This window comes from Anaeromyxobacter sp. Red801 (assembly GCF_049201065.2).
Lineage (GTDB): Bacteria > Myxococcota > Myxococcia > Myxococcales > Anaeromyxobacteraceae > Anaeromyxobacter.
Map to the genome: position 1 here is coordinate 1,999,238 of NZ_CM181236.1, position 26,913 is coordinate 2,026,150.

The following is a 26,913-nucleotide window of genomic DNA, read 5'->3' on the forward strand; positions in this document are numbered from 1 at the left end:
CACCCCCCGTTCCGTCCTGCCAGTGTACGCGCCCGCCGGAGCGGCGGCGTGCGGGTGCGGCCGGGTGCCTCGCCCGCGACGGGGGGCGGCGACCCGCGGCCGCAGGCCGCGCCGGAGTCCCCCGGGTGGCAGCGGGCGCGCCCGCGCGAAGGGCGTACGCTCGACGGCGGGAGGTGGGAAGGATGGTGGAACGGATGAAGATCTGCTGCGCGGTCGACTTCTCGGAGGCCTCCCGCTTCGCGATGGTGGAGGCGACGGACCTGGCGCGGCGCTTCGAGGCGGAGCTGGAGCTGGTGCACGTGCACGAGCTGCCGGTGGCCGCCGCGGCCGACATGCTGGTGCCGCCGCGGGCGCTGTTCGAGCTGGTGGCGGTGGACCTCGAGCGCGACATCGCGGCGTGGCGGGGCGACGCGGAGCGCAGGCTGGGCCGGCCGGTGCACACCAAGGTGCTCGCCGGCACCCCGGCGGTGGAGATCCTGCGGCACGCGCGGGACGAGTGCGTGGACCTGCTGGTGGTGGGCACGCACGGACGCACCGGGCTGAAGCACCTCGTCCTCGGCTCGGTGGCGGAGCGGGTGGTGCGCCAGGCGCCCTGCACGGTGGTGGTGGTGCGGACCAAGGAGACGTGCGCGACCGCGCGGACCGTCGCGGACCCGGCGTGGGCCGAGCTCCCCTAGGCGAGCGCGCGAGGAGGCCGACATGAGGGTGAAGGACGCGATGACCATCCGCGCCGAGACCATCGGCCCGGACGCGACGCTGCAGGAGGCGGCGCGCATGATGCGCTCGCTGGGCATCGGGATCCTGCCGGTCTCGGAGCACGACCGGGTCCTCGGCGTGATCACCGACCGCGACGTGGTGATGCGGAGCACGGCGGAGGGCGGCGACCCGCGCGTCGTGAAGGTGCGCGACGCGATGACGCCGCAGGTGATCCACTGCTACGCGGACGCGGAGCTGGACGACGCCGCCCACGAGATGGAGCAGCACGCGGTGCGCCGCCTGGTGGTGCTCGACGCGCGGCAGCGGCTGGTCGGGCTGCTCAGCGTGGACGACCTCGCCATGGTGAGCCGGGCGCTCGCGGCCGAGGTGATCGAGCAGAGCCGCGAGCCGGGCCGGCGCCCCGTCCCGGCGGAGCCGCCGGGCGGCGGCCTCGTGCCGCACTGAGCGCGCGCGCCCGCGGACGGGCCCGCCGGTCCGCGCCGGCGGGCTAGGCGAAGCCGTACTTCTTCAGCCGGTCGATGAGCGCGCCGCGGCTCACCCCGAGGCGGCGCGCCGTCTCGGACTGGTTGCCGCCGGTGGCGGCCAGCGTCCTGGCGATGATGTTCCGCTCGACCGCGTCGAGGTGCTCGTGCAGCGTGAGCGCGCCCTCCGGCGGCGGCTCCACGCCCGGCTCCCGCGCCGCGGGCGCGGCCCCCGCCTCGAGCGCCTCGGGGCCGAGCTCGCCCCCGTTGCTCAGCGCCACCAACCGCGCCACCTGGTTCTCGAGCTGGCGCACGTTGCCGGGCCACTCCGCCGCCGCCAGCCGCTCCAGCAGCGGCGGCGAGAGCCGGACGTCGTCCACGCCGAAGCGCGCGGCGAAGCGCCGGGCGAACTCCTTCGCCAGCGCCGGGATGTCCTCGCGGTGCTCGCGGAGCGGCGGGACCACCAGCTCCACCACCGCGAGCCGGTAGTACAGATCCTCGCGGAACCGGCCGGCGCGCGCCTCCTCGGCGAGGTCGCGGTGCGTGGCCGCCACGACGCGCACGTCCACGCGCTCGACGCGGCCGGCGCCCACCGGCTGGATCTCGCCCTCCTGCAGCGCGCGGAGCAGCTTGGCCTGGAGCGGCAGCGGCAGCTCGCCCACCTCGTCCAGCACCAGCGTCCCGCCGTCGGCCTGCGCGAAGAACCCCTCGCGCGCCTGCACCGCCCCGGTGAACGCGCCGCGCGCGTGGCCGAACAGCTCCGCCTCGGCCAGCTCCGCCGGGATGGCCGCGCAGTTGAAGCGGACGAGCGGGCCGGAGGCGCGGCGGCTCTGCGCGTGGAGCAGGGACGCGATCAGCTCCTTGCCGGTGCCGGTCTCGCCGCGCACCAGCACCGTGACGTCCTTCGGCGCCACGCGCGCCACCGCGTCGAGGAGCCGCTGCATGGCCGGGGCGTCGCCGACGATGCTGCGACCGAGCGCCTTCTCGACGGCCAGGCGGCGGTTCTGGACGCGCAGCGCGCGGGTCTCGAGCGCCCGGTCCAGCACCAGCGTCATCTCGTCGATGTCGAAGGGCTTGGTGACGTACTCGTAGGCGCCGGCCTTCATGGCGCGCACCGCCACGCGCTCCGACCCCTGCGCGGTGAGGACCACCACCGGGAGCGTGGCGTCGCGCTCGTGGATGGCCTGCAGCAGCTGCAGGCCGTCCATCTCCGGCATGGCGTAGTCCGTGACCACGGCGTCCACGCCCTCGAGGCGCTCCAGCGCCTCGGCGCCGGAGCGCGCGGTGACCGGCTCGTGGCCGTTCGAGCGCGCCAGCTCCTTCAGCGCGTAGAGCACGGCGGGCTCGTCATCGACCAGCAGCAGCCGGGACATTCTCGGTGGCCTCCTGGTGCACCCGGGGCAGGGTGCCGGTTGCGGTGGTGCCCGCGTCGGGGGCGCTCGCGTACTCGAGCGTGCCGCCGTGCTGGACGAACGCGCGCCGGGCGAGCAGGACGCCCAGCCCGGTGCCCTGCTCGCGGGTGGTGAAGAAGGGGGTGCCGAGCCGCGCGACGACCGCCGGCGGCATGCCGCGGCCCGTGTCCCGGACCGCCACCTCGACCGCGCCGCCGCGGTCGGAGACGAGCACCTCGACCCGGTCGCCCCGGCGGCTCGCCTCCACCGCGTTCGCGATCAGGTTCAGGAGCGCCTCCTTCAGGCGGCGCGGGTCGGCGTCGATGCGCGCGTCGCCGCGCCGGTGGAGGCCGACGCCGGCGGCGGCGGCGCGGCCCTGCAGCACCGAGAGCACCTCGTCGGCGAGCTCGCCCAGCGAGAGGTCCTCGCGCTGCAGGCACTCGAGCGGCCGCGAGAACGACAGGTAGCCGTCGAGGATCTCGCGCATGCGCTCGACCTCCGACGAGACCACCTTGAGCCGCTCGCAGGTGTCGCCGTCCGAGGCGCCGCGGGCCGAGATCTGCACCAGCGCCTTGATGGCGCCGAGCGGGTTCTTCAGCTCGTGCGAGATCTGCGAGCTCATCAGCTCGAGCTCGCGCGCGCGGGTGAGCGCCTGGCTCGCCACCTCGTCGCGGGCCCGCAGCATCCCGCGGACCGAGTCGGCGACCGTCTCGCCCAGGATCACGACGTAGTCGGCGTGCACCGCCACCGTCCCGACGAGCGCCACCAGCGCGACCAGCGCGAACGTGCCCTCCGGGACCGGGGGCCCCATCCAGCCGGGCGCGAGCAGCATGACCAGGCCGGCGGCGGCCAGGGCCCAGAGCGCTCCCGCGGTCTCCCGCCGCCAGCCGCAGCGGACCACCAGCACCGAGACGGTGGGGGGAGGGCGACGAGCAGCGGGCTGCGCAGGCCGCCGGTCAGCGCCACGGACGCGAGCGCCATGGCGAGCGGGAGGCGGAGGTCGGCGGCGTTCACGGCGGTGCAGAACGGGCCGTTCGCGCGGACGCAGGCGCGCGCCGCGTGCAGCGCCAGCGCGAGGCCGAGGAGGCCCAGGAGGGCGAGCACCCGCCAGCGCGGGTAGCCCTGGAACCAGAGCAGCACGACGAAGGCGATCCAGGCAGCGTAGAGGGCGACCACCAGCGCGGGCCGGCTCCGGCGCCAGCGCTCGTCCGCCGCGGCCAGGTTCGAGCGTCGCAGGTGCTCGTGCTGCGCATGGCTGCCCATGCCCCGATCCTTCGCAAGATCCGGGCCCTGGGCGATCGGCATCTCCATGCCCCGATTATCTGCGGGTCCGGGCCCGCCGGCCACCCCGCCTGTACGTCGGGCCGACAATCGGGGCGGCTCCTGTCCACGGACCCGACACGGCGGCGGCCGTGGAACGAGCCCATTCGCCTGCGGGGCGCGCGTTCGATGCCGCAGCGCGGCGGGGCACGGTCCTTGCGGTGTGGAGGGGCATGTCCCTGTGGCCCCACCTCCTCGCGTCCGTCCGGAGCCCGCTCGGCGCGGTCGCGGCGCTGGCGGTGCTGGCGTCGGGGTGCCTCGAGTACAGCCCGTACGCGCTCCCCGAGAACAAGGGCCTGAACCGGAAGGCGGTGGGGGCGCTCCTCGCCACGCCGCCGGCGGAGCCGCTCCGCGTGGCCCTCCTCGGCGACACGCAGCTCGCGTTCGACGAGGCCGAGGACGCGGTCGGGCTCGTCAACGGCCTGGACGGCGTGTCGTTCGCGATCCAGCTCGGCGACTTCACCGACCTGGGCCTGCTCCGCGAGTACGAGCTGATGCACGACGTCTTCGCCCGGCTGCGGGTGCCGTGGCTGGTGGTGCTCGGCAACCACGACATGCTCGGCGGCGGCGACGCGATCTACGACCGGATGTTCGGCGCGCGGAACCTGGTGTTCACCTGGGGTCGCACCCGCTTCGTGCTGCTCGACACGAACGCGCGCGAGTACGGCTTCCCGGAGGACGTGCCGGACCTCGAGTGGCTCGACGCGCAGCTCGCGCCGGACGGCGCGCACGACCGCGCGGTGGTGGTGGCGCACGTGCCGCCCTGGCACGAGGACTTCAACGCGGCGCTGCGCCAGCCGTACCTCGACCTGCTGGCCGCGCGCGGCGTGACCGACTCGTTCTACGCGCACGTCCACCGGTACGGGGTGCGCGAGGAGTCCGGCGTGCGGCTCTGGACCGCCGACGCGCTCACCGGGCGGTCGATCCTGCTCCTCACGCTGCCGGCCGCGGGCGAGCCGCTGGTGGAGCAGGTGTCGTGGTGAGGCCCGCCCGCGCCCTGGCGCTCCTCACGGCGCTCGCCGCCGCCGTCGCGCCCCCCGCGCCCGCGCGGGCCGAGGCCGAGCACGCCTCGCTCGACCGCGCCTACGAGCGCGACGAGGGCGGCGATCGCCACTGGCTGCTCCCGGACCACCTCACCGCGCAGTTCGCGGGGAACGTGGGCCTCCTCGCGGTGGGCGGCGGCCACGCTTGGCGCGACGACCACGTGCTCGGGGATCTCCTGTTCGGGTGGGTGCCGGAGTCGGTGGGCGGCACCGACATCTACCAGCTCTCGGCCAAGGTGACCTGGTCGCCCTGGATCGTCCGCCTCGGGCAGGGCTGGAAGGCGCGCCCGTTCACGGTCGGGCTCCAGGTGACCTACCTGCTCGGCGGCGACTACTTCATCGTCCAGCCCAGCCGGTACCCGAACGGCTATTACCCGGTCCCGACGGCGCTGCACCCCGGGTTGACGCTCGGGACCAGCCTCGCCGTCCCGAAGCGCTACCTGGACGTGCCGGTGTCGATCTACGTGGAGGGCGTGGCGCTCGGGCACATGCTCCGGGTGTGGGCCGCCAACCCGCGGACCATCGGGCCCGCGGACGTGTTCAGCTTCACGGCGGGTGCACGCGTCCGGCTGTAGGGGCCCGGCGGGCGAGCGCCCGGGCGGCGCGCGTGCGCGCGCTCGGCGCGCGGCATCCCTCGCACAGGGCGGGCTTCCGGGCCGTTGCCGCACGGGCGGGCGAGCTTCATCTCGTCGGGCATGGTTCGCCGCGGGATCCTGCTCGCGCTGCTCGCCTCCGCCGCCGCGGGGTGCAACGACTACAACTTCAGCCCGGTCGGCCACTGCCTGCTGCAGCCCGGCAGCGTGCGGGTGCAGCTCTCGAAGGTCTCGAGCGCCGACATCCTGTTCGTGGTGGACGACTCCCCGTCGATGGACCCGAAGCAGGACGGCCTCGCCGCCAGCTTCAAGGACTTCATCACGCGGATGGTCCAGGCCAACACGGCGCGCGCCGCCCGCGGCCTCGACCCGGTGGACTTCCGGATCGCGGTGACCACCACGTCGGTGTTCTGGGCCGGGCCGAACGGCCGGTCGTGCGTGGCGGGGAGCGGCGGCAACCAGTGCTGCCGCACCTCGGCCTGCACCGACGTGGCCTCGTGCACGCCGGGCACCGCCGCGGGCTGCGGCGGCGGGCAGGTGTGCGTGACCACCCCGGTGCTCGACGCGGACGGGCTCCGCGTGACCGGCTCGAAGCAGCAGTGCTGCGCGCCCAGCGACTGCACCGCCGCCGGGGCCGGCTGCGCGCCCGGCGACGCCTGCACCACGCTGCAGACCGCCTACTCGAACCCGTTCCCGTCGTCGTCCTTCTGCACGCCCGGCTACGCGGTCGCCGGCGCCCCGTACCCCGGCGGCGCGCTCGTGTCCGCTCCCGGCAACCCGCGCATCCTCGAGTTCGCGAAGGAGCTCGACTGGGCCTCCTGGGGCACCGCGGCACAGGACGCGCGGCTGACGCAGCTCGTCCAGCAGTTCGCGCAGAACATCAAGGTCGGGAGCTGCGGCTCGGGCCAGGAGCAGGGGCTCGAGGCGGGGCGGCTCGCGCTGCAGAAGGCGCTCGCCGGCCAGCTCCCCGGCGTCGCGCCCGGCACGTTCCCGCGGGCAGGGGCGAAGCTGGTGGTGGTGTGGGTGGGCGACGAGGACGACTGCTCCAGCCCCGCCGCCGCGCCGGTGCCCATGGCGACCTCCACGCCGGGCGCGGACGCGTGCGTCCTCGACAAGCACCAGCCGGCCGGCGCGCAGCGCGAGTTCCCGGTCTCCGACTACGCGTCGTTCTTCGCCTCGCTGGTGCGGGCCGACGGCCCCGCCGACCTGGGCGCGGCGTTCATCGTGTCGAGCGTGCGCTGCGCCGACGGATCTACGCGGCGGCCGACTCGTGCAGCGGCACCGCCTCGTGCCCGGTGGCGCCGCCGCTCACCTGCCACCCCGCCGCGCCCGCCTGCGGCGGCGCGTTCGCCGCCGGCGAGCGCTTCCTGCAGCTCGGCGACCAGCTCCGCGCGCGCGGCATCGGCGTGGTCGAGGGCACGGTGTGCGACGCCTACCCGCCGAGCACGTTCGGCCCGGTGCTCTCGGCCATCGCGGACCTGGCGCGCCCGCTCGACGGCCTGCGCCTCCCCACGCTGCCCGCGGCCCGCGCGGTGACGAACCTCCGCATCGCCGACGCCTCGGGGACGACGCGCCGGACCTGCGCCTACGGCACCGACTGGTGCTTCGTCGCCTGCGACGACCCGAGCACCACCCCGGCCTGCCTCGCGGCCGGCACCTCGCAGTGCATCTCCATCGACCCGTCGGCGGCGTGCGTGGCGAACCCCGGCGAGACCTACGCGGCCGAGTACCTCGGCACCGTGCCCGCGGGCGGCTGCGCCAGCGCCGGCGAGTGCGCGCAGGCGCTGGGCGGCAAGGAGGCGGACTGGGCCTGCCACGTCGAGCCCGGCGCCTCGCGCGGCAGCTGCGCCTGCGCCGGCGGCGGGTAGGGCGCCCTTCACGTCGACCCGCTCACCCTGAGCCCGTCGAAGGATCGCCCCGAGCCTGTCGAGGGGCGGGCGGATGGCGCGCTAGGGCTGCAGCGCGCCCACCTCCCAGCCGTCGCCCCGCCGCACGTAGACGGTGCGGTGGTGCAGCCGGCCCGGCCCCGAGCGCCAGAACTCGATCCGCTCGGGCGCGACGAGGTAGCCGCCCCAGAACGGCGGGCGCGGGATCTCCTCGCCCGGGAAGCGCGCCTCCACCTCGCGGACCGCCGCCTCCAGCTCGGCGCGGTCGCCGAGCGGCGCGCTCTGCCTCGACGCCCAGGCGCCCACGCGGCTCTCCCGCGGCCGGCCGCGAAAGTACGCGTCGGCCTCGGCGTCGGGGAGCGGCGTGACCGCGCCCTCGACGCGCACCTGCTCCTCCAGCGCCGGCCAGTGGAAGCAGAGCGCGGCGCGCGGGTTCGCGGCGAGGTCGCGCGCCTTGCGGCTCTCGCGGTTGGTGAAGAACGGGAAGCCGCGCGCGTCGGCGGACTTCACCAGCACCATCCGCACCGAGGGCGCGCCGCGCGCGTCGGCGGTGGCGAGCGCGGCGGCGGTGGCGTCGTGCGGGGAGGCGGCCGCGGCGCGGGCGAGCGCGTCGAGGAAGCGGGCGATGGGGTCGGGGGCGGCGCTCGGCGGGAGGGGCATGCCCGCGTTCTTGCCGCCCCCGCGCGCGATTTCAAGCGGCGCGCGCGGCGGGCGACGCCGGGGGCATCGTTCCACCTTCGCAACAGAGAGGTGCGGAACGGCTTGCTGCGCGTCGCAAGGAACGATGCCAGATCACGGGGCGTCCGGACGGGCGGCGACGCCCCCGCCCACCAACGACCGAAAGGAATCGCCCCCCATGAAGAAGCTCCTGTCCGCCGGCCTCGCCCTCGCCCTGGCCCCCGCGCTCGCCCTGGCGGCGCCCAGCACCTGGACCCTCGACGCCTCCCACTCGAACGCCGGCTTCGCGGTGAAGCACCTCGTCATCTCCACCGTGCGCGGCTCGTTCACCACGCTCTCCGGCAAGGTGGTGCTGGACGAGGCCAACCTGGCGAAGTCCACGGTCGAGGCCACCATCGACGTGAACAGCATCGACACGCAGGTCCCGGATCGCGACACGCACCTCAAGTCGCCCGACTTCTTCGACGTCGCGAAGTACCCGACCATCACCTTCAGGTCCACCAAGGTCGCGAAGGCCGGCAAGGACGGCCTGAAGGTCACCGGCGACCTCACCATGCACGGCGTGACCCGCCCGGTGACGCTCGACGTGACCGCGTCGCCCGAGGTGAAGGGCATGGGCGGCGAGACGCGCCGCGGCTACGCCGCCACCACCAAGGTGGACCGCAAGGACTTCGGGCTGGTGTGGAACAAGATGGTCGAGGCGGGCCCCGCCGTCGGCGACCAGGTCACCATCACGCTCGACCTCGAGGTCGTGAAGGATCAGCCGAAGACGGCGTCGAAGTAGCTCCTCGCTGCACGATCGCCGTCGCCGGGCCAGCTCGCCACGCGCGGGCCGGCCCGGTGCCTTTCGGCGTTCGCGATCGCGCGCCGGTCAGCGCTGCGCCGGCGCCGCGGGCGCCGCGGCCCGCCGCCGGAGCGGCGCGACCGTGCTCGCCTGCGGCCCCTCGTCGCCCGGCTCCTCCACGAAGCGCACCGGGCTGCCGATCTCCAGCCGCTCGAAGCCGCCGCGCAGCACGCTGCGCGCGTCGAAGTAGATCTCGCGGTCGTCCGGCGTCCGCAGGAACCCGAAGCCCTCGCCGTGGAAGATCCGCGCGACCACCCCGTGCGGCGGCGCCTCGTGCGCCTTCACGCGGCCGTCCATGCGCCGCTGCCGGTCCTCGAGCTGGCGCCGCACGTCCCGGAACGCCGCGTTCAGCGCCGCGTACAGGTCGGCGCGGTCGCGGCTCTTCGGCGGCGCGCGGCCGACCACGGCGCGCCCGCCCGGGAACCTCAGCTCGATGCGGACCCGGTACTGGGCGCCGGCGTTCCGGTGGTGCCGGCTCGGCGCCTCCAGCGCGACCGTGCACCCGGTGATGCGCCCGTGGAATCGCTCGAGCCGCCGCACCGCCTCGCGCACGCGCTCGGCCAGCGGCTCGGAGGGCTCCACGTGAATCCACGCCAGCTGGAGCGGGGTCTCCATGGTCACCTCCATCGCGATCGTACGCGCGCCCCCCGGCGCGCGTCGGGGTCCTTCGGGGAGCCGATCGCGGGCGGCGCGCACGCGGCCGGCCGGGCGTGCGCCCGCTCCCCCGTCCGCGTGCGCGCGGCGTCGCAACCCAAGTGCGCGCGGCGCGGCCGCCGCGGCCCGGGCCGCCCCGTGGGCATGCTGGGGGGCGCCGGAAGGAGGACGCCATGGAGCTCGCCGCGGTCCGGCTCGAGAAGCCGGAGGACGTGAACGTGGTGGTGGGCCAGGCCCACTTCATCAAGACCGTCGAGGACCTGCACGAGGTGCTGGCGCAGAGCGCGCCCGCGCTGCGCTTCGGGATCGCGTTCTGCGAGGCGTCCGGGCCGCGGCTGGTGCGGCGGTCCGGGAACGCGCCGGACCTGGTGGACCTCGCCGTCCGGAACGCGCAGGCGATCGGCGCCGGCCACGCGTTCGTGGTGCTGCTGCGCGAGGGGTTCCCGGTGAGCGTCCTCAACGCGCTGAAGGCGGTGCCGGAGGTGTGCACCGTCTTCTGCGCGACCGCGAACGACGTCGAGGTGCTGGTGGCGCAGACCGCGACCGGGCGCGGGATCGTGGGGGTGGTGGACGGCGGCGCGCCGCTCGGCGTGGAGGGCGAGGCCGACGTCGCCGAGCGGAAGGCGCTGCTGCGTCGCTTCGGCTACAAGCTCTGAGCCGCGGGGCGGGCCCCCGCCTCGCCGGTGGCGCGCGCGGCACGGGTCGAGGTATCGGATCCGCATGCCCGACGCCACCGTGCCCCGCGTCCTCATCCGCGCCAGCGAGCGCGGCCCCGCCCACACCGCCGGTCACCCGTACAACCCGCGCGCCGAGGTGCACGGCTGGATGCTCTCGCGCGCCGCCGGGCTGGGGCGCGTGGCGGTGAACCTCGCCTTCCTCGAGCCCGGCAAGGAGAGCGCCGTCTACCACCTGCACCACCGCGAGGAGGAGTGGGCGTACGTGCTCGAGGGGCAGGGCGTGGTCGAGCTGGACGGGACCGACCACCCGATCGCCGCGGGCGACTTCGTCGCGTTCCCGCCCGGCGTGGCGCACCAGGTCCGCAACGGCTCCGCCGGCGCGCGCCTGTGGCTGCTCGAGGGCGGCGAGGTGATCCCGGACGTGGAGGTGGCCGACTTCCCGAAGCTCGGGCGGCGCCTGGTCCGCACCGGGACGCGCCATGCGGTCTACCCGCTCGACGCCGAGGTGCCGTTCCTGCCCCCCGGCGTCGAGCCGCCGGGGGAGCTGTTCGGGCTGCCGCCGCCCGGCGCGCCGCCCCGGCTGCTCGTCCGCGCCGGCGAGCGGGCCGCGGCGCGGCCGTACTCGCACCCCCAGAACCCGCGGTCCGAGGTCCGCCTCCAGTGGCTCTCGCGCCCCGCGCTGAAGCGCATCTCGGCCGGGATCGCCGCCGTGCCGGCCGGGCGGGACTCGTTCGTCCGGCACGTGCACCGCCACGACGAGGAGTGGATGTACGTGCTCTCCGGCCGCGGCGTCGCGCTCCTCGGCGATCGCGAGGAGCCCATCGGCCCCGGCGACTTCCTGGGCTTCCCGCCCGGCGGCGAGCCGCACAACGTCCGCGCCGCGGCCGACGCCGAGCTGGTGTACCTGCAGGGCGGCGACGCCTGGTCGCGCGAGACGCTCGAGATCGTGGACATGCCCGAGCTCGGCCTGCGCAAGACGTTCGTGGGCACGCGCAGCGCCATGACCTTCCCGGTCGACGCCGCGCTGGAGGGAAAGGGGGCCTAGCGGGGAGGCCCCACGTGCGGGCGGCCCGGACCGCGGCGTTGCCGGATGACACTGAGCGTATGAGCCTGGGATCGTCGCGGACGGCGGAGGGGCCATGGCGGATCAGGCGCGTCACCCGGAGGAGATCCACCGCTCCGAGGCAGCGTACTTCGACGCACAGGCGGCGACGCTCGAGCGCGCCGGGTGGCGGCTCGACCCGGCGGTGGTGGCTCGGTACCGCCGGCCCGCCCGCTTCTGGTTCAACAAGGAGTACCGGTTCCGGCGCCTCGGCGAGGTGCGCGGGCTGCGCATCCTCGACGTGGGGTGCGGGCTCGGGGACAACGCCATCCTGCTCGCATCGCACGGGGCGCGCGTCACCGCGGTGGACCTCTCGCCCCGGTCCGTCGAGCTGGCGCGGCGGCGGGCGGCGCGGGCCGGCCTGGCCGAGCCGCCCGAGTTCGTGTGCGCGCCGCTGGAGCAGGTTGACCTCCCCGAGGCGGCGTTCGACGTCATCTGGGGCGACGGCGTCCTGCACCACGTGCTGCACGACCTCGACGGCGTGCTGCGGTGCCTGGCCCGGGCGGCGCGGCGGGACGCGCGCTTCCTGTTCTCCGAGCCGGTCGATCGCGTCCCCGGGCTTCGGAGGCTGCGCCTGCTGTTGCCGGTGCCGCCGGACGGCACGCCCGACGAGCGGCCGCTCCGCGAGGCGGAGCTGCGGCGGATCCGCCGCTGGGTGCCCGATCTGCGGGTGCGGCCGTTCTCGTTCGCCGGACGGCTGAACCGCTTCCTGCTGCCCGGCGGCGCCTACGAGTCGGCGGGCCCGCTGCGCCGCGCCGCCGCCGACGGTCTCTGCCTCGCCGACTGGGTCGCGCTCGCCGTGCCGGGCCTCGCGCGCCTGGGCGGGATGGCGGTGCTGGAGGGGCACCTGCGGAATGCCGCGCGGGCCGCCTCGAGGGGCGCGGCCGCGGAGGCGGGCACGGTCCAGGCGCAGGCCGAGGGATAGCCGCTACCGCGGCGTCGCCGCGAGGAGCGGCCGCGCCGGTGCGGCGTGCGCCGGCGGGCGCGCCGCGCTGCCGGGGCGGGCCGCGGCGTCGAGCCGGAACACCGCCACCAGGGCCTGCAGGGCCTCGGCCTGGGTGCTCAGCTCCTCGGCGGTCGAGGCGAGCTCCTCCGACGCCGACGCGTTGCGCTGCGCCACGTCGTCCACCCGCCGCATGGCGCCGTTGATCTGGGCGACGCCGGCCGCCTGCTCCCGGCCCGCCGCGGCGACGGTCTGGACCAGCGCGGCGGTGCGCTGGATCGTGGGGACGAGCGCCTTCAGCAGCTCGCCGCTCCGGGCGGCGCTGTCCATCGAGCGCGCGGCGAGGCCGCCGATCTCGGCCGACGCGGTCTGGCTGCGCACCGCCAGCTTCCGGACCTCCGCCGCCACCACCGCGAAGCCGCGCCCCTGGGCGCCGGCGCGCGCCGCCTCGATGGCGGCGTTCAGCGCGAGCAGGTTGGTCTGGTAGGCGATCTCCTCCACGATCCCGATCCGCTCGACGATGGCCCGCATCGCGTCCACCGTCTCCGCCGCGGCGCGGCCGCACGCCTCGGCGTCGGCCGCGCCGGCGGTCGCGATGCGGTCCGCCTCCTGGCCGTTGCGCGAGTTGTGCTCGATCGAGGCGCTCATCTCCTGCAGGCTCGCGGTGGTCTCCTCCACCGAGGCCGACTGCTCGCCGGTGCCCTGCGAGAGCGCCTGCGAGGTGGCGGACACCTGCCCCGCGGCGGAGGCGAGCGCGTCGGCGCCGCCCCGCACCTCGCCGAGCACGCCCGCCAGGCGCTCGGCCATGCCGCGCATGGCGCCCTCGAGCGCGGCGACCTCGTCGCGGCCGTGCGGCGCGATGCGCGCGGTGAGGTCGCCCTCGGCGATCCGCGTCGCCACGCCCACCGCGCCGGCGAGCGGGCGCACGATGCTGCGGGTGATCGCGACCGCCACGCCCACCGCGAGGAGGAGCGTCGCGGCGGTGAGGCCGCCGATCGCGAGGAGCGCGACCCGCGTCCGCTCCGCCTCCTGCTCCACCGTCTCGACCATGTAGCGCTTCTCCAGCGCCACGAGGTCCATCCAGCCCTGGCGGTAGGCCTCGAGCCGCGGCATCAGCTCGCGCTGGAACAGCGCCGCGGCCTCCTCGCGCCGGCCCGCGGCGAACGCCTTCGCGACCTCGTCGCGCGTCGCCTGGTACGGGCCGCGCAGCTCGCCGACCCGCCGGTACAGCGCCTGCTCCTCCGGCGTGGAGAGCGCGCCGTCGAGCCACGCGATCGCGGCGGAGCAGTCGCGCTTGTTCCGGGCCAGCACGGCGCCGAGCGCGTCCAGCTGCGCCTGCGTGTAGATCCCGGCGAACAGGAACTGCTGCCAGCTCGCGCGCGTGCTCGACTCGGTGGTCTGGACGCAGACGCCCGCCTTCTCGACCAGCGCGTAGCGCTGGCTCACGACGCGCTCCAGCGCCTGCGACTGGAGCCGCATCCGGGAGACGCCCAGCGCGCCCACCGCGACCATCATCGCGATGAGCCCGGCGAAGGCGGCGGCGAGCCGCGAGGAGATCTTCCAGTTGCGGACCATGGCGGGCGGCTCCTGCGGCGCGGCGAGGACCGCCGCGCGTGCGTCGAGGGGGCGCAGGTTTCTCGCAGAAGGACGGCGGAGGGGAGGCGGTTTTCCGCCGCGGCGGGCCGACCCGGGCCCGCCACCCGGGGGCGCGGCCCACCCGCCGCACGATCCGTGCGGTAGGCCGCCCGACCGCGGCGGCGCCGCCGCTCGCCTGGGAGGCAGCCGCGACGTCCGGCGCCGAGGCGCGACGGCGTCCGCACGGCGCGGCGGACGCCGGGCGTACGCTCAGCGCCGACCGCGATCGCGGCCCTTGCCCGTGTCGTGGCAGGTGCCGTCGCTCCACTGGTGGCCCGGCGGGCACTTCTTCGAGGCGGCCGCGGGCTGGACCGACTGGACGGAGCGGCGCTGCACGGGGAGCTGCACGGCGCAGCCGGTGCCGAGGGCCGTGAGGGTGGTGACGGCGAGGGCGGGGGAGGGGCAGTGTAGCGACCGCCTCCCGCGCTCGAAAGGGCGGCGCCATCCGACATCCGCCCGCCGGCGCTCGCCCCCCTTCGCGGCCCGCCTCGCCCGGCCCGTTGCTTCGTGCCGGGGCGGCGGACCGCGGGTATACGAAGGCCATGTACTTCGCGCTCCTGTACGAGACGGTCCCCGACTACGTCCAGCGCCGGGCGGCGTTCCGCGACGAGCACCTCGCGGCGGCCCGGAAGGCCCGGGAGGAGGGGCGCCTCCTCCTGGCCGGCGCCTTCGATCCACCCGACGGCGCGCTCCTCGTCTTCAAGGCCGACGGCGCCGAGGAGGTCGAGGCGTTCGCGCGCGCCGACCCGTACGTGCGGAACGGCCTGGTCACGTCCTGGCGCGTCCGCCCGTGGACCGTGGTGGTGGGCGGGGAGGGGCAGTAGCCGGGGAGGACCGCCGCCCGCCCCGGAGCCTCGCCGCGGGCCCGGCGTCCTGCTCCCGCTGGCGCCGGGGTTGTGGTAAGCCCAGGCCTTCGCAAGGCCGGCCCCGTAGCTCAGCTGGATAGAGCGGCGGTTTCCTAAACCGTAGGCCGTGGGTTCGAGTCCCGCCGGGGCCACTACTCTACTGCGCGATCTGCCTCCCGATTTCCTGGGCGGCACTGCCCGTCTCCCCCACGTCTCCCCGCGCTGCGTCGAGTGCCCCGATGGCCTCTCCGTCGGCGCCCCAGCGTTTACGTGCATGTACCGCGTGGTCGTCTCGGCTCGTGGTGGCGTAGGGCTTTGCGCCCGTGTTCTACGGGGAGCAGGGCTCCGCGCGGAAGGCGCTCCCGGTCCTCGGCCGCCCCATGGAAGACGCGCACGGGCCGCGTGCGGGCGGTGGCCATGGTCAACCTCGACCGCCTCGACCGCGGCATGTGCAAGTGCATCAACCGACTCGCGAAGTTCGGCGGTTACGGCGCCGCGTGCTTCTCCGTGCGCGAGTCGTCGGTCGAGGATGCCGGGCAGACGGGCAGACGCGCGGACTCCTCGTCGGCATCTTCGGCTGGATGGCCGACGATGGAGCGCGGGAACCTGATCGCCAGGCCAAGGCGGGCCTCGCGCGCTCGCCGCAAGGGGAAACTGCTCGGGCGTCCACGCGCGCCTATGCCGGTCGAGGTCGAGAAACTCCGCGGCCTTGTCGCCGGGGGTTGTCGCAGCGGAAGGCCACCGAGGCGCTCGCAGTGAACGAGAGCACGGCCCAGTTCGTCCTTTCGCGCGCTGCCACCGCCGCGTCGGCCGGCGGCTGGTCCCCCGGGGTGGCTTGATCGAGCAGAGGCCCACCCGACGGTTGTCCTTCGCTCCCGTCGCGAGGTCGACTGATTGCGAGGGCGTCCTCTACTCTGCAAGGAAATGCGCGACTCCCTTGGAGGTGACGGGCGCATTCGATCTCTCGCGCCACCGAGCAAGCAACAGATTCCACCGCCTCCAGTCTATGCTATCACCTGGCATGGCCTCGACGACCGCGCCCAAAATAGGAGCAATGGTCGGCTCGCGTTCGATGTGAAGAAGGTCGACCGCTAGCGCAAGCGCCCCGCCCGCGCTGTGACCGACAGCGGCGCTTTCAGTGAATAGTTCCGGGTAGCGAGAAGGCGCTGAGCGATCGCCGAGTGGATGGAGCATGAGCAGCAACGCTGCGGCGGCCCGGACCTCTGCGGGATGCGCACTGTCGACGAGGACGTCGTCGAGATCTCGGGCGCGGGGTACGTAGGCCTGGACTAGCGAGCAGCAGGCTTGCAGACGTTCATCCCGCCCCGTCAACCGCCCACGCCGGAACGCTATATCCGTACCGAATGAGTTGTGAGCTGAAATTACGTCGCTGGCCAGTCTTGGAAGCAGGCGCACCTCTTTCGGCAAGTCGAGAACAACGGGGCGAAACTGAATCTCGTCGTCAATCCACCAAGGACCATATCCCAGTTCAGGGTTGAATCCGTCCGCGACAACCTTCTCTCGGAGCGCTGCGCCACCCCGAGACGCGCCGAAGGCCAATCCCCAAACCGGTGCGGCAAGTTCGCGTCGAGCCGCGGCGGTCTGAAGAGCCACGGTGACGGCTTCATTGGTCACGTCGCCTGAAAGCGCAAGGGCCTCACCAACGCCTACTTGGCGAACCCACCACATTACGGCCCACCTAGGATACTTCGCGAAAAGAGCAGAGATCTTCGCGTTCGACAGCAGGTCCCGCTCGCCAGACCCGATTTCCCAGATGCGGTTGTCCTCAAATCTAAGATGTCCGAATGCCCGAGCACTAAGAGAATGAGCAAATTGCTCTTCGGTCAAACTTGCTACGGCATCAGCTAACTTGGAAGGCGTAGTCTCTGTGACGCGCGGGAAGCGCATGTAAATGTCGGACGGAAGTTCGTATAGCCCCGACCAATCGCTTCCTAATGCGCTGAGGACGCTAAGGTAACTTGGCTTATCTTGAAAACAAGCAAAGTGAGTTGCTGCGACCGTGAATCCGACAAACCCGGTCATCTCTTCTGGATGCGCATGGCTTGCCCAGTTGCGGATCTGTGGATCGTCAAAGGGGCCGGAAGGCGCGACGGCGAGTGTGAGCCAGCCGTAGTCCTCGCGCACCATGTTATCCTGGCGCAAATGGCGCTCGCGGCGGTACAGGTTAAAGATGCCTGCGATCCTGGGGCCAAAGCGTTCTCCGAGCTTATCAGACACGGCTTTCGCCAAGTCATGTGACTCGAATGCTCGAGCAAAGAGTCGGGCTCCGGCGAAATCCGGGACGGGCCACTGGGAGCTGGCGTCCGCGAGCAGGTCGACGACCCAGCGTCGGCGTGCCGAATCTGTAGTGGGCGCCGCGACCAAGGATTCCAGCAGTGCGCGGCGATACCATCCCGGCGCCGCACTTATGGTCGAGAGGAGGGCAGGAAGAAACGCGTGATCGTCGCGAATCGTCAGAACCAAGTAGAGGGCTGCTCCGAGCGAGGATTTTGTGTCGAGTTCCCGCAAGTACCGAGCCATTTGGTCCGTGATCCAGGCCTCGGACGCAGGTCCGCGCACAGACAAGAGTGGGGCGAGCGCATTGGGATCTCGGATCGAGGCAACGCGAGGCATCATGTCCTTGAAGATGTTGCGGACGCCTTTGTCTGGTTCGAGAACTCCGTCCTGAAGGAGTCGAGCGGCAACGAGACCGCCACGCGCTAGCGCTCCGGCAAACGCGCTATCGAGACCCTCGCTCTCGCCATCGTCCGTGGAGCGCAACGCCTGATAAGCGACTGCAAGTTCGGCTTTGCGTGACCCCAAGGCAAGGGCGCTCAATAGAAAATGCACGACTTCGCGCCAATGAGCGTCACCAACAATGTTTTCGAGGCGCCTTCCGAGCGCATCCGGGGTTGCGCCGTAGTACAGGTACTCGGCAGCGAAGTATTCTTGTAGTTGGCGAACATCAAATCGGACGTGAGCGCCATCATCGGGCGTGCTAATCAGCACAAGTCGCTCGGTCGTGGCGCTGAGGACCGTCTCTGTGATGGCGTCGATGTAATGATCTTTCTGCTCGCGCACGACCGTTTCGACCATTGTTCGGAAATCTGCTCTGCTGAGTTTGGCTTGCGCCCCTTGTGCTCGTTCAGCCTCGGAGTGGAGTAGGAACCCGAGTCGATTGTGAACCGCTTTGAGTAGCGCGTGATCCTCGCGAAGGAGAGCCCGCAGTGCTTGGTCCGGGAGTTCGCGGTTTGCCTCGCGTGTCCGAATGACATCATAGAATCTATTGTAGAGCTCCCACTTCTTCTCCGGGGGGCGTTGGCCACCACGCACAATGATAGCCATGATGTGGGATTGAAGCGGAGTCGTCATCAGTTCCTGGACGGCCGGCGAACGCAGCGCGGCCTTGAGTACCTCGACGGATCTCTCGGACTCTGCTCGCGGGAGCGTTTGCTTTATAAGGAGCGCTCCGCATTTAAACGCGGTGGACTCCGGTAGTTTCGCGAGTTCCGCGGAAGCGACCCCGTATAGAGAGTCGAACTGGCCGGAGTAGCCTTGCGGCCGTGATGTGCAGATGGTCAGAACGTCGGCGTCAGCCGAGATGTCGCGGAGGAACGCGTGGACCTCCTTCGCAATGGCGTCCTTTACTGCTGCTGGAACCTCATCCAGTCCGTCGAAGACCACAACCCAAGAACGAGCCGCCAGCAGGCGCCGCAGCGTACCCACTGCGACGGGTTGCTCGATTTGTGCGGAAAGTAGGGCGGAAACGTACGTCAGGACTCCGCGTGGATCGGGGCCTCGCCTTTCTGCGTACCACTTTGCGTATTCCTTCAACTCAAGTTGAATCGGGATTCGCGGAACCGTGGGCCAAACGGCGGGGGCATTGGGAGAGGTTCGGATCTCCTGTGCGAGTTGGCGAACCTCGGGATGCACGTTTAGGCCGTCGCCCTGGAGGACGAGTGCTGCCCGCTGGATCTGGCAGAAGTACTGCCCGATCGTCGACTTGCCCTGACCCGGGCCTCCCTTGATGAACCAAACGGGAGCGCGCGACGGATGGCGCCTCCATTGAAGCCATGTGTCTGCTGTGGGCGGATTCGGGTCTAGCCGCTGAACCTGCGACGCCGCGGTTGCGAGGAACTGCGTTGCGAGACCAGTCAGTTCGTGCTCGGCGCAGCGGAATGGCAGGTCGACAAACAGATTGTGAATGCCTGGGCGCTTGTCCGCTTCGGAGCCCGCCTGCTCGAGCTTTGTGTGCTTGTGGTCTTCGAGTCCTGACACAATAAGGTGTCGTACGATCGCTTCACCGCTCGCTCTAGCATCCCCCAGTTCGCTGTAAAGCTTCGAGATTACATGCCCAGGCGAGAGGAAGTGCCCATACTTTGCGGCGATGTCGGGGAACTGACTGAGGAACTCGACAAGCTTTGTGCCGCCCCAGATATCAAAATGGTCGACCAGTTTGCGTCTAGCATTTCGTACGAGCGTCCGCGCTCGGTCGAAAGAGCCGGTTTTGGGGGTCGGGGTGGGATCAACGTTTGTTACAATAATCCAGTTGTCGGGCCACTCCCGCGAGTTCTGCGGGTTGCGAAAGGCTTTTAGCTCCTCACGAATGCGATCGAGCAGCCATTTCTGGGGATCGTGCGACAGGTGCGGAGCATGAAATTTGGCCTGAATGTACCAAGTCCCGTCCCATCGATTGACGTTGCTCGGATACGGCGCAGGCCCGTGGAAGTATCCGTCGCGTCCGCCGTCGGGTCCAGGCGCAAAGCCTGTGTGGCCGGCCCCGAGGATGCGCATCGCTATCGCGTTCGAAAGGTGCTCGAATGAGCGTGGGTCGAGGTTCGTCAGGTCATAGGCAGAGGGCATCTTCGTTCCCCTTCGGCGCAGCGGCGGTGCTTGCTCGTGCTGCCTTGCGGTCGCTCATGGGCTGGGCGGGACGCGGAGCGGATGGTGCACTCTGCGTATATCAGCATGTGGCGCTAAGCGTGTAAATGGACAATGTGCAGTCCGCTCGAGCGCTTGCGTGTCTCAGGTGTTCGATTCGGCAGGGTGGACCGAGGCGAGGGCTCATCCGCATCTCCGCTTGAGGTTGCTTCCCGAGTTGCCGACCAACCGCGAGTGGCTCAAGCCCCCGCAGCGGACCGCGCGCCTCAAGATCGGGCGGCGTGCTGGCGTCGGCGTGGAGGATTCGAAGAGGAGGATCACCCTGGTTACTGCGGGCGGCGAAGGGGCCGAGTAACTTGTCCAGAACGTTCACGACCGTGGGACCCGTCCTGTAACCTCCACCATCCCAGGGCCAACGGGGCCGCAACGGTCCAGCGAGGTAGGGAAGGCCACAGCAAGCCGGCGCGTGCCGGTGGCGACGCGTCCATCCGCCTTGACGCGTTCACCGAGGGTGATAGCATGCCCGCATGCGAGCCCGACTGGTTGCGGTTCTCCTGCTCCTCGGCGTGAACGCGGCAGGCTGCGGGGAGGACGAGTGCCCCGTCTGCTCGCCTTGCCCGCACTGGGGCGCACTCACCGTCGAGGACGCGGTGAGCTCGGGCCCGGTGCCGGGGGCGACGGTCGTCGGCGCCAGCGTGACCTGGACCTGCGCCGACAGCGGCGGCGTGACCCGGTGCACCACCGCCGAGCAGCTTCCCGTCGAGCCCGTGTCGCTCGAGGTCGCCGCGCCCGGCTACGCCTCGAAGGCGGTCGTGCTCACGCCCGCGGGGGGCGAGATCGATGCCTGCGGCTGCGCGAGCTGCGTCACCTACTCGCCGAGCACGGTCGCGCTCGCGCGGGCGCCGTAGGCGCAGGGCCGCTCATCCTCGCGACGCGTACTTCACCGTCTCGACCCGCCTGGCGCAGATGCGCGCTCCGGCCTCAGCGCTCGCTCGTGCCCGCGCCCTTCGTGCGCTCGATGGCGGTGTCCACCTCGGCGAGGATGCGCCGGGCGTGGGACAGGAAGACCTCGCCGGCCGGTAGGAGCCTCATCCCGCGCGGCGTCCGCTCGAAGAGACGGGTCCCGAGCTCGTCCTCTAGCGCGAGGATGTGGCGGGACAGCGGCGGCTGCGTGAGGTGAAGCTTCCGGGCGGCGCGGCCGACGTGGCCCTCCTCGGCGACCGCGACGAAGGACTGGATGTACGTGAGGCTCACGAGGGCGAACGTACCCGAAGGGCGGCTCGCGCGTCAGGGCCCCGCGGCGGGCCGGCCTCCGGCAGGAAGGCGGGCCCGCGCGCGGGGTCCTCGATACCGAGACGGCATTGGATCGCCTGCGCGGGCGCTGGCACCTTGCCCGGCATGGGGATTCCGCTCCTGGGAGCGCTCGGCATCGAGCGCATGCGGCGCGCCGGCGCGGCGGCCGCGGCGACGCTGGCGCACGTGGCCGGGCGCCTCACCGCGGGGATCACCACCGCGGACATCGACCGCTGGGTCCGCGAGGACACGGCGCGCCGGGGCGGCAGGCCCAGCCAGCTCGGGTTCCACGGCTTCCCCGCGGCGGTCTGCACGAGCCGGAACGACGTCGTGTGCCACGGCATCCCGCGCAGCGACGAGCGCCTGCAGCCCGGGGACATCGTGAACGTGGACGTGACCACGCTCCTCGACGGCTTCCACGGGGACACCTCGGCCACCTTCTGCATCGGCGAGGTCTCCCCGGACGCGCGGCACGTCGTGGAGGTCGCCCGCCGCTGCCGGGACGCGGGGGTGGCGGTGGTGCGGCACGGCGTGCGGCTCGGGGACGTCGGCGCAGCCATCGAGGAGCTCGCGCGCGCGGAGGGCTGCAGCGTGGTGCGCGACTACGGCGGGCACGGCATCGGCAAGGCGATGCACGGCCCGCCCACGGTGATGCACGTCGGTCCGAGGGGGCAGGGCGTGAGGCTGGCGGCAGGCATGGCCATCACCATCGAGCCGATGGTGAACCTGGGCCGGCCGGAGGTGAGGCTGCTCGCCGACGGGTGGACCGTGGTCACCGCGGACGGGAGCCCCTCGGCGCAGTTCGAGCACACGGTCGTCGTGACGCGCGACGGCTGCGAGGTGACGACCGGCTGAGCGCCGGGGGCGGCTACCGCGCGTCCGCGGCGCCGGCCCGGACCGCCGCGCCCGCGCGCGCACCGGCGAGCACGAGGTCGACGAGCTGCTCGGCGGAGCGGAGGTCCGGCTCCTCGTTCATGACGAACACGCGGAACTGGAGCGTCGCGAAGATCGGCTCGAGCACCAGGGCCGGGTCGGTCCCGGGCGGAAGCTCGCCGCGGGCGACGCCGCGCTCCACCGCGGCGACGATGGGCTGGTGCGCGCGCTCGGTGACGAGGCGCCCCAGGGCCCGGAGCTCCTGGTCGTCGAGGTCGCCCAGGTTCGCGCGCATGAGCCCGATGGCGCGCTCGCGCTCCCGTGAGTCGTCGAGGAGCCGCACGCGCGCGAGCTCGATCAGGTCGCCGCGGAGCGTGCCGGTGTCCCGGGCCTTCGGGAACACGTCCACCAGCCGCAGGAGCGCGGCGCGGACCAGGTCCGGCTTGGTGGGCCAGCGCCGGTAGACGGTCGTCTTCGAGACGCCGGCGCGCGCGGCGACGGCGTCGAACGTCATGGCGGCGTAGCCGGCGCGGGCGAGGACGTCGAGCGCGGCGTCCAGGACGTCGTTCACGACGCGCGCGCTCCGGCCGCCGGTCCTGCGGCGCGGCTCGCTGGAAGGGGGGGAGGGGCGGGCACGTTCCATGGCGCCCCGGATCGTAACCTGGGTGCGTTAGTGAAGCAACCAAACGCAACTGAACGCTGAGAGCTGCGTTCGATAAACACCTGAAAAAATCGACATATACAGCATAACGCAACTTCATAGTTGCGTTTAAGTACGAGTCCGTGCATCTTAACGCCACCGCTGAGTTGCGTTAACGCCGGACGCGCACCGCGCCCGCCCCGAGGCCCCCGATGACCCAGTCCCGCCGATTCCTCCTGTTCGCCCCCACCCTCGCCGCGGCCACGCTGCTCGGCTGCTCCCGCGGCGACGCCGCGGCGCTGCCCACCGCGAAGGCGGAGCCGCCCGCCCTGGCCGTGCGCGCCGAGCGCCCGATCGACCGCCTGGAGGGCGAGACGGCGCGCGCCACCGGCGAGCTGCGCGCCAAGCTGCAGGCGACCGTCTCCGCCAAGGCGGCGGGCACGATCGTGCGCGTGCGCGCGCAGGTGGGCGACCGGGTCCGCAAGGGCGATCCGATCGTCGAGCTCGACGCGGCCACGGTCGCCATCCAGCTCGATCAGGCCCGCGCCGCGCGGAAGATGGCGCTCGCCGTCCGCGACGACGCCCGGACCGATCTCGGCCGGACCGAGCAGCTCGCCCAGGCCGAGGCGGCCGCGCCGGCGCTCCTCGACAAGGCCCGCGCGGGCGCGCAGCAGGCGGAGGCCTCGCTGGAGCAGGCGGACGCGCAGGTGCGCCTGCTGGAGCAGACGCTGCGCGACCTGGTGGTCCGGGCGCCGTTCGACGGCGTCGTGACGGCGCGCGCGAGGAACGTCGGCGACTACGTGTCGATGATGCCGCCCACGCCGATCGCGACCGTCGTCGCGTCGGACGCGCTGGAGGTGCGGCTCGCCGTGCCCGAGGGGCTGGTGGATCCGCTGAAGGCGGGCGCCGTGCTGCGCGGCCGGAGCATCCCGGGCGGCGCGCCGTTCGAGGCCAGGGTGACGAGCGTGGGCGCGACGGTGGATCCGCAGACCCGGTCGGTCGAGGTGCTCGCGGACGTGCGCGCCGGGGCGGGCGCCGGCGCCCTGCGCTCGGGCGGGCTCGCCGAGGTGGACCTGGGCGGCTCGTCGGCGGCGCAGGGGCCGTTCGTGCCGGCGCAGGCGGTGGTGCGGGAGGGCGCGCGCCGGTTCGTGTGGGTCGCGGAGGGCGGCGTGGCGCGCCGCCGCGAGGTGCAGGCCGAGGCGGTCACGCCGCAGTGGACGCGCGTGCGCGCCGGGGTGGGCTCGGGCGACGCGGTGGTGGTCGAGGGCGTGGCGGGGCTGAGCGACGGCGCCCGCGTCGCGGTCGCGAAGTAACGGGAGCGAGCCATGGACGCGATCAAGACCTTCATCACCCGGCCCGTCTTCACCGCGATGCTCGTCCTCGCGGTGGTGGTCTTCGGCCTGAACGCCTATCCGAAGATCGGCGTGGACCAGCTCCCCGACGTGGACGTGCCGGTCGTCACGGTCACCACCGTCCTCGCCGGCGCCGACCCGGAGTCGATCGAGCGCGACGTCAGCGATCCGCTGGAGGAGGCGCTGAACGGCCTCGCCGGGCTGGAGAGCATGCGCTCGGTGAACGTGGAGTCGGTGTCGCAGGTGATCCTCCAGTTCTCGCTCGAGACGAAGGTGGACGTCGCCGCGCAGGACGTCCGCGATCGCGTCCAGGCCACGCTGTCGAAGCTCCCGGCCGACGCGGACCTCCCGGTGGTGGAGAAGCTGGCGTGGGCGCCGCGCCCATCCTGACGCTGGCGCTCTCCGGGCCGGTCCCTCCCGAGGAGCTGACGCGGCTCGCCGAGGACGAGCTCAAGCCGGCGCTGCAGCGGCAGGGCGGGGTGGGCTCGGTGGAGGTGGTGGGCGGGCGCAAGCGCGAGATCCGGATCGTGGTGGACCCGGCCCGGCTGCGCACCTTCGGCGTGGCGGCCTCCGAGGTCGCGCAGGCGGTCCGCGGCCAGAGCGTGGACGTCCCCGCCGGCCGCGCCGAGGACCCGCGCGCCGAGGCGGTGGTGAAGGTGAGCGGCGAGGCGCGCTCCGTGGACGAGCTCCGCGACCTGGTGGTGGCCACGCCGGGCGGCGCGCCGGTGCGGCTCCGCGACGTCGCCGACGTGGTGGACGGGCCCGCCGAGGCGCGGTCGTCCGCGGCGGACGGCGGCCGGCCCGCCGTGGCGCTGGTGGTGAAGAAGCAGTCGGGCGCGAACACCGTGCAGGTCGCCGAGCGCGTCACCGGGGCGCTGTCGAGCCTGGAGAAGCTGCTCCCCGAGGGCGCGCAGCTCCGGGTGGTGCGCGACAACTCCAAGTTCATCCGCGCCTCCATCCGCGGCGTCCAGGAGGACCTGATCCTGGGCGGCCTGCTCGCCGTGGCGATCGTGCTCGTGTTCCTGCGGAGCTGGCGCACGACCATCGTGTCCGCGCTGGCGCTGCCGACCTCGGTCATCGGCACGTTCGCCGTCATGCACGGGCTCGGCTACACGTTCAACGTCATCACCATGCTCGCGCTGACGCTGTCGATCGGCCTGCTCATCGACGACGCCATCGTGGTCATCGAGAACATCAGCCGCCACGCCGAGCACGGCGCGCCGCCCGCGAAGGCGGCGCACGCGGGCACGAAGGAGATCGCGCTCGCGGTGCTGGCCGTGACGCTCGCCGTCCTCGCCATGTTCGTGCCGGTCGCGTTCATGGAGGGCATCGTCGGCCGGTTCTTCTCGGCGTTCGGCATGACCGTCGCCGTGGCGGTCGCCATCTCCTACCTCGTCTCGATGACGCTCACCCCCATGGCCTCGGCCTACGTGCTCCGCGCGCACGGCGAGCCGGGCCGCATCTCCCGCGCCGTGGAGCGGGCGCTCTCGGCGGTGGAGCGCTTCTACCGCCGCGTCCTCGGCTGGGCGCTCGACCACGTCCCGGCCACGCTCGCCATCGCGGTCGCGCTGCTGCTCGCGACGGTGGCCCTGGGCCGCTTCCTGCAGTTCACCTTCATGCCGGCGCAGGACACGAGCGAGCTGAAGGTGGCGCTCGAGCTCCCCGCCGGCACGCCGCTCGAGCGGACCGCGCGCGAGCTGGAGGCGCTGCGCACGCAGCTCCAGGCGGTGCCCGGCGTGACGCACGTGTTCGCGACCGCCGGCGGCGGGGTGCAGGAGGAGGTGCACAAGGGCGAGCTGATCGTCGGCATGGTGCCGATCCGGGAGCGCGCCTTCTCGCAGGAGGAGCTGAAGGCGTGGCTGCGCACCGGGCTGCGCCGGCCGGCCGACGCCACGGTCTCGGTCCAGGACTTCGCCGCGGTCGCCGGCGGCGGCTCGCGCCCCCAGCCGGTGCAGTTCAACGTCCGCGGCCACGACTGGGCCGAGGTGGTCGCCGCGGCGGAGAAGGTCCGCGCGCACATGGCGGCGAGCCCGCGCTTCTCCGACGTGGACTCCACCTACCGGCCGGGCAAGCCGCAGGTGACCGTCCGGATCGACCGCGACCGCGCGGCCTCGCTGGGCATCCCCGTGGCGACGATCGGCACCTCGCTCCGCGCCTACCTCGGCGGCGACGACTTCGCGAAGTTCCGCCAGGGCACCGACAGCTACGACATCCGCCTGAAGCTCCCGCAGGACGCGCGCGGCGCCGACCGGATCGGCGAGCTCACCGTGCGCTCGGCGCCGGGCCAGCTGGTGGAGCTGCGGAACGTCGCCACCCTGGTGGACGAGCCGACGCTCTCGCAGATCGACCGGCAGGAGCAGCTCCGGCAGATCACGCTGCTCGCCGACCTCCCGCGCGGCGCGAGCCTCGGCGCGGCGATGCAGGACCTCGCGGCGTTCGCCGCGCAGGAGCTGCCGCAGACGGTCATCACCGACTTCGAGGGGCAGGGGAAGGAGCTGGGCAAGACCGCCGGCGCCTTCCTGCAGGCGCTCGCCCTGGGCATCGTGCTCGTCTACATGATCCTGGCGGCGCAGTTCGGCAGCCTGGTGGACCCGTTCACCATCATGCTCTCGCTGCCGTTCGCGGTGATCGGCGCGCTGGGCGCGCTGCTCGCCACCGGCCAGTTCATGTCCATCTTCGCGCTCATCGGCGTCATCATGCTGATGGGCCTGGTGACGAAGAACGGCATCCTGCTGGTCGAGTTCGCGAACCAGCTCCGGGCCCGCGGCCGGTCCGCCCGCGACGCGCTCCTCGAGGCCGGCCCGATCCGCCTCCGCCCCATCCTCATGACCACCATCGCGATGATCGCGGGCATGGTGCCGGTGGCCCTGGCGCGCGGCGACGGCGCCGAGATGCGCGTCCCCATGGCCATCGCCATCATCGGCGGCCTCGTCACCTCGACCCTCCTCACCCTGGTGGTGGTGCCGGTGTTCTACCGGCTGCTCGACCGGCTGAAGCGCGGCCCGCGCGTCGAGCTGCTCGAGGCGCCGCCCGAGGTGGAGCGGCCCACCGGGACCTGATCCCGCGCCCGCCCCGGATCCGTTCA

At 72.9% G+C, this 26,913-nt stretch carries 24 protein-coding genes, 1 tRNA gene and 1 pseudogene; 16 read left to right on the top strand and 10 right to left on the bottom strand.

The features are described from left to right. Window positions 1-182: 182 nt before the first annotated feature. Both ACOQFB_RS09110 and ACOQFB_RS09115 read left to right on the top strand, forming a co-directional pair. A complete protein-coding gene (locus ACOQFB_RS09110) occupies window positions 183-677 on the top strand; it encodes a universal stress protein (protein ID WP_421610345.1) in 495 nt (164 codons plus the stop codon). Window positions 678-699: 22 nt separating this feature from the next. Further along, a complete protein-coding gene (locus ACOQFB_RS09115) occupies window positions 700-1,161 on the top strand; it encodes a CBS domain-containing protein (protein ID WP_011420505.1) in 462 nt (153 codons plus the stop codon). A 43-nt stretch (window positions 1,162-1,204) separates the two neighbouring features. On the opposite strand, the gene ACOQFB_RS09120 is transcribed toward ACOQFB_RS09115, so the two are convergent. Genes ACOQFB_RS09120 through ACOQFB_RS09130 form a run of 3 tightly spaced genes read right to left on the bottom strand, consistent with a single transcriptional unit; the run spans window position 1,205 to window position 3,880 of the window. Next, the gene (locus ACOQFB_RS09120; RefSeq protein WP_059436798.1) at window positions 1,205-2,551 is read right to left on the bottom strand and encodes a sigma-54-dependent transcriptional regulator; all 1,347 of its coding nucleotides are present in this window, start codon (window positions 2,549-2,551) and stop codon (window positions 1,205-1,207) included. After that, the gene (locus ACOQFB_RS09125) at window positions 2,526-3,380 is read right to left on the bottom strand and encodes an ATP-binding protein (protein WP_494492539.1); all 855 of its coding nucleotides are present in this window, start codon (window positions 3,378-3,380) and stop codon (window positions 2,526-2,528) included. The genes ACOQFB_RS09120 and ACOQFB_RS09125 overlap by 26 nt, the downstream gene beginning before the upstream one ends. After that, a complete protein-coding gene (locus ACOQFB_RS09130; RefSeq protein ID WP_494492540.1) occupies window positions 3,290-3,880 on the bottom strand; it encodes a hypothetical protein in 591 nt (196 codons plus the stop codon). The genes ACOQFB_RS09125 and ACOQFB_RS09130 overlap by 91 nt, the downstream gene beginning before the upstream one ends. Window positions 3,881-4,062: 182 nt before the next feature. Here ACOQFB_RS09130 and ACOQFB_RS09135 point away from each other — a divergent pair, with 182 nt between their 5' ends. The 4 genes from ACOQFB_RS09135 (at window position 4,063) to ACOQFB_RS09150 (ending at window position 7,393) form a co-directional block, all read left to right on the top strand. Continuing rightward, on the top strand, window positions 4,063-4,872 hold the full coding sequence (locus ACOQFB_RS09135; RefSeq protein WP_059436800.1) for a metallophosphoesterase family protein: 810 nt from the start codon (window positions 4,063-4,065) through the stop codon (window positions 4,870-4,872). Continuing rightward, window positions 4,866-5,507 carry a hypothetical protein gene (locus tag ACOQFB_RS09140; RefSeq protein WP_059436801.1) on the top strand — a complete coding sequence of 214 codons (642 nt, stop codon included), beginning with the start codon at window positions 4,866-4,868 and terminating at the stop codon, window positions 5,505-5,507. Before ACOQFB_RS09135 ends, ACOQFB_RS09140 begins: the two co-directional genes overlap by 7 nt. A gap of 120 nt (window positions 5,508-5,627) precedes the next feature. Then, the gene (locus ACOQFB_RS09145; protein ID WP_494492541.1) at window positions 5,628-7,061 is read left to right on the top strand and encodes a hypothetical protein; all 1,434 of its coding nucleotides are present in this window, start codon (window positions 5,628-5,630) and stop codon (window positions 7,059-7,061) included. Beyond that, window positions 6,983-7,393, top strand: coding sequence for a hypothetical protein (locus ACOQFB_RS09150; RefSeq protein ID WP_494492542.1), 411 nt, complete (start codon window positions 6,983-6,985; stop codon window positions 7,391-7,393). Before ACOQFB_RS09145 ends, ACOQFB_RS09150 begins: the two co-directional genes overlap by 79 nt. Before the next feature lie 81 nt (window positions 7,394-7,474). On the opposite strand, the gene pdxH is transcribed toward ACOQFB_RS09150, so the two are convergent. Then, complete coding sequence (gene pdxH, locus ACOQFB_RS09155) at window positions 7,475-8,071, bottom strand: pyridoxamine 5'-phosphate oxidase (RefSeq protein ID WP_421610347.1); 597 nt, start codon at window positions 8,069-8,071, stop codon at window positions 7,475-7,477. Between the two features lie 196 nt (window positions 8,072-8,267). On the opposite strand from pdxH, the gene ACOQFB_RS09160 reads away from it, so the two are divergent. Beyond that, window positions 8,268-8,873 carry a YceI family protein gene (locus tag ACOQFB_RS09160; protein WP_421610348.1) on the top strand — a complete coding sequence of 202 codons (606 nt, stop codon included), beginning with the start codon at window positions 8,268-8,270 and terminating at the stop codon, window positions 8,871-8,873. A gap of 87 nt (window positions 8,874-8,960) precedes the next feature. Here ACOQFB_RS09160 and ACOQFB_RS09165 read toward each other — a convergent pair whose 3' ends face one another. After that, window positions 8,961-9,548: an HPF/RaiA family ribosome-associated protein gene (locus ACOQFB_RS09165; protein ID WP_059436808.1), complete on the bottom strand. Its 588-nt coding sequence runs from the start codon at window positions 9,546-9,548 to the stop codon at window positions 8,961-8,963. Between the two features lie 212 nt (window positions 9,549-9,760). Here ACOQFB_RS09165 and ACOQFB_RS09170 point away from each other — a divergent pair, with 212 nt between their 5' ends. From ACOQFB_RS09170 to ACOQFB_RS09180, 3 genes are all read left to right on the top strand, one after another. Continuing rightward, a complete protein-coding gene (locus ACOQFB_RS09170; protein ID WP_059436805.1) occupies window positions 9,761-10,243 on the top strand; it encodes an adenosine-specific kinase in 483 nt (160 codons plus the stop codon). A 64-nt stretch (window positions 10,244-10,307) separates the two neighbouring features. Continuing rightward, window positions 10,308-11,309: a cupin domain-containing protein gene (locus ACOQFB_RS09175; RefSeq protein WP_421610349.1), complete on the top strand. Its 1,002-nt coding sequence runs from the start codon at window positions 10,308-10,310 to the stop codon at window positions 11,307-11,309. A 94-nt stretch (window positions 11,310-11,403) separates the two neighbouring features. Next, on the top strand, window positions 11,404-12,291 hold the full coding sequence (locus ACOQFB_RS09180; protein ID WP_421610350.1) for a class I SAM-dependent methyltransferase: 888 nt from the start codon (window positions 11,404-11,406) through the stop codon (window positions 12,289-12,291). A gap of 3 nt (window positions 12,292-12,294) precedes the next feature. On the opposite strand, the gene ACOQFB_RS09185 is transcribed toward ACOQFB_RS09180, so the two are convergent. After that, window positions 12,295-13,884 (bottom strand): methyl-accepting chemotaxis protein, encoded by a 1,590-nt coding sequence (locus tag ACOQFB_RS09185; RefSeq protein ID WP_421610351.1) that lies wholly within the window; start codon window positions 13,882-13,884, stop codon window positions 12,295-12,297. A gap of 270 nt (window positions 13,885-14,154) precedes the next feature. Beyond that, window positions 14,155-14,292, bottom strand: a complete 138-nt coding sequence (locus ACOQFB_RS09190) for a hypothetical protein (RefSeq protein WP_421610352.1) — start codon at window positions 14,290-14,292, stop codon at window positions 14,155-14,157. Window positions 14,293-14,486: 194 nt separating this feature from the next. Between ACOQFB_RS09190 and ACOQFB_RS09195 the strand changes: the two genes are divergently transcribed. Both ACOQFB_RS09195 and ACOQFB_RS09200 read left to right on the top strand, forming a co-directional pair. Continuing rightward, on the top strand, window positions 14,487-14,768 hold the full coding sequence (locus tag ACOQFB_RS09195) for a YciI-like protein (protein ID WP_421610353.1): 282 nt from the start codon (window positions 14,487-14,489) through the stop codon (window positions 14,766-14,768). A 99-nt stretch (window positions 14,769-14,867) separates the two neighbouring features. Further along, window positions 14,868-14,941: transfer RNA gene (locus tag ACOQFB_RS09200), tRNA-Arg, on the top strand. 757 nt (window positions 14,942-15,698) lie between these two features. Here the strand turns inward: ACOQFB_RS09200 and ACOQFB_RS09205 are convergent. Continuing rightward, on the bottom strand, window positions 15,699-19,652 hold the full coding sequence (locus tag ACOQFB_RS09205) for a hypothetical protein (protein ID WP_421610354.1): 3,954 nt from the start codon (window positions 19,650-19,652) through the stop codon (window positions 15,699-15,701). Between the two features lie 545 nt (window positions 19,653-20,197). Here ACOQFB_RS09205 and ACOQFB_RS09210 point away from each other — a divergent pair. Further along, window positions 20,198-20,578, top strand: coding sequence for a hypothetical protein (locus tag ACOQFB_RS09210; protein ID WP_421610355.1), 381 nt, complete (start codon window positions 20,198-20,200; stop codon window positions 20,576-20,578). 73 nt (window positions 20,579-20,651) lie between these two features. Here the strand turns inward: ACOQFB_RS09210 and ACOQFB_RS09215 are convergent, their stop codons facing one another. After that, on the bottom strand, window positions 20,652-20,924 hold the full coding sequence (locus ACOQFB_RS09215) for a LysR family transcriptional regulator (protein WP_421610356.1): 273 nt from the start codon (window positions 20,922-20,924) through the stop codon (window positions 20,652-20,654). 144 nt (window positions 20,925-21,068) lie between these two features. On the opposite strand from ACOQFB_RS09215, the gene map reads away from it, so the two are divergent. Next, window positions 21,069-21,818 carry a type I methionyl aminopeptidase gene (gene map, locus ACOQFB_RS09220; protein WP_421610357.1) on the top strand — a complete coding sequence of 250 codons (750 nt, stop codon included), beginning with the start codon at window positions 21,069-21,071 and terminating at the stop codon, window positions 21,816-21,818. Window positions 21,819-21,831: 13 nt separating this feature from the next. On the opposite strand, the gene ACOQFB_RS09225 is transcribed toward map, so the two are convergent. Continuing rightward, window positions 21,832-22,407, bottom strand: a complete 576-nt coding sequence (locus ACOQFB_RS09225; protein ID WP_421610358.1) for a TetR/AcrR family transcriptional regulator — start codon at window positions 22,405-22,407, stop codon at window positions 21,832-21,834. Window positions 22,408-22,688: 281 nt separating this feature from the next. On the opposite strand from ACOQFB_RS09225, the gene ACOQFB_RS09230 reads away from it, so the two are divergent. Next, a complete protein-coding gene (locus ACOQFB_RS09230) occupies window positions 22,689-23,789 on the top strand; it encodes an efflux RND transporter periplasmic adaptor subunit (protein ID WP_421610359.1) in 1,101 nt (366 codons plus the stop codon). Between the two features lie 12 nt (window positions 23,790-23,801). Beyond that, window positions 23,802-26,887: pseudogene (locus tag ACOQFB_RS09235) on the top strand (efflux RND transporter permease subunit). Window positions 26,888-26,913: the final 26 nt, after the last annotated feature.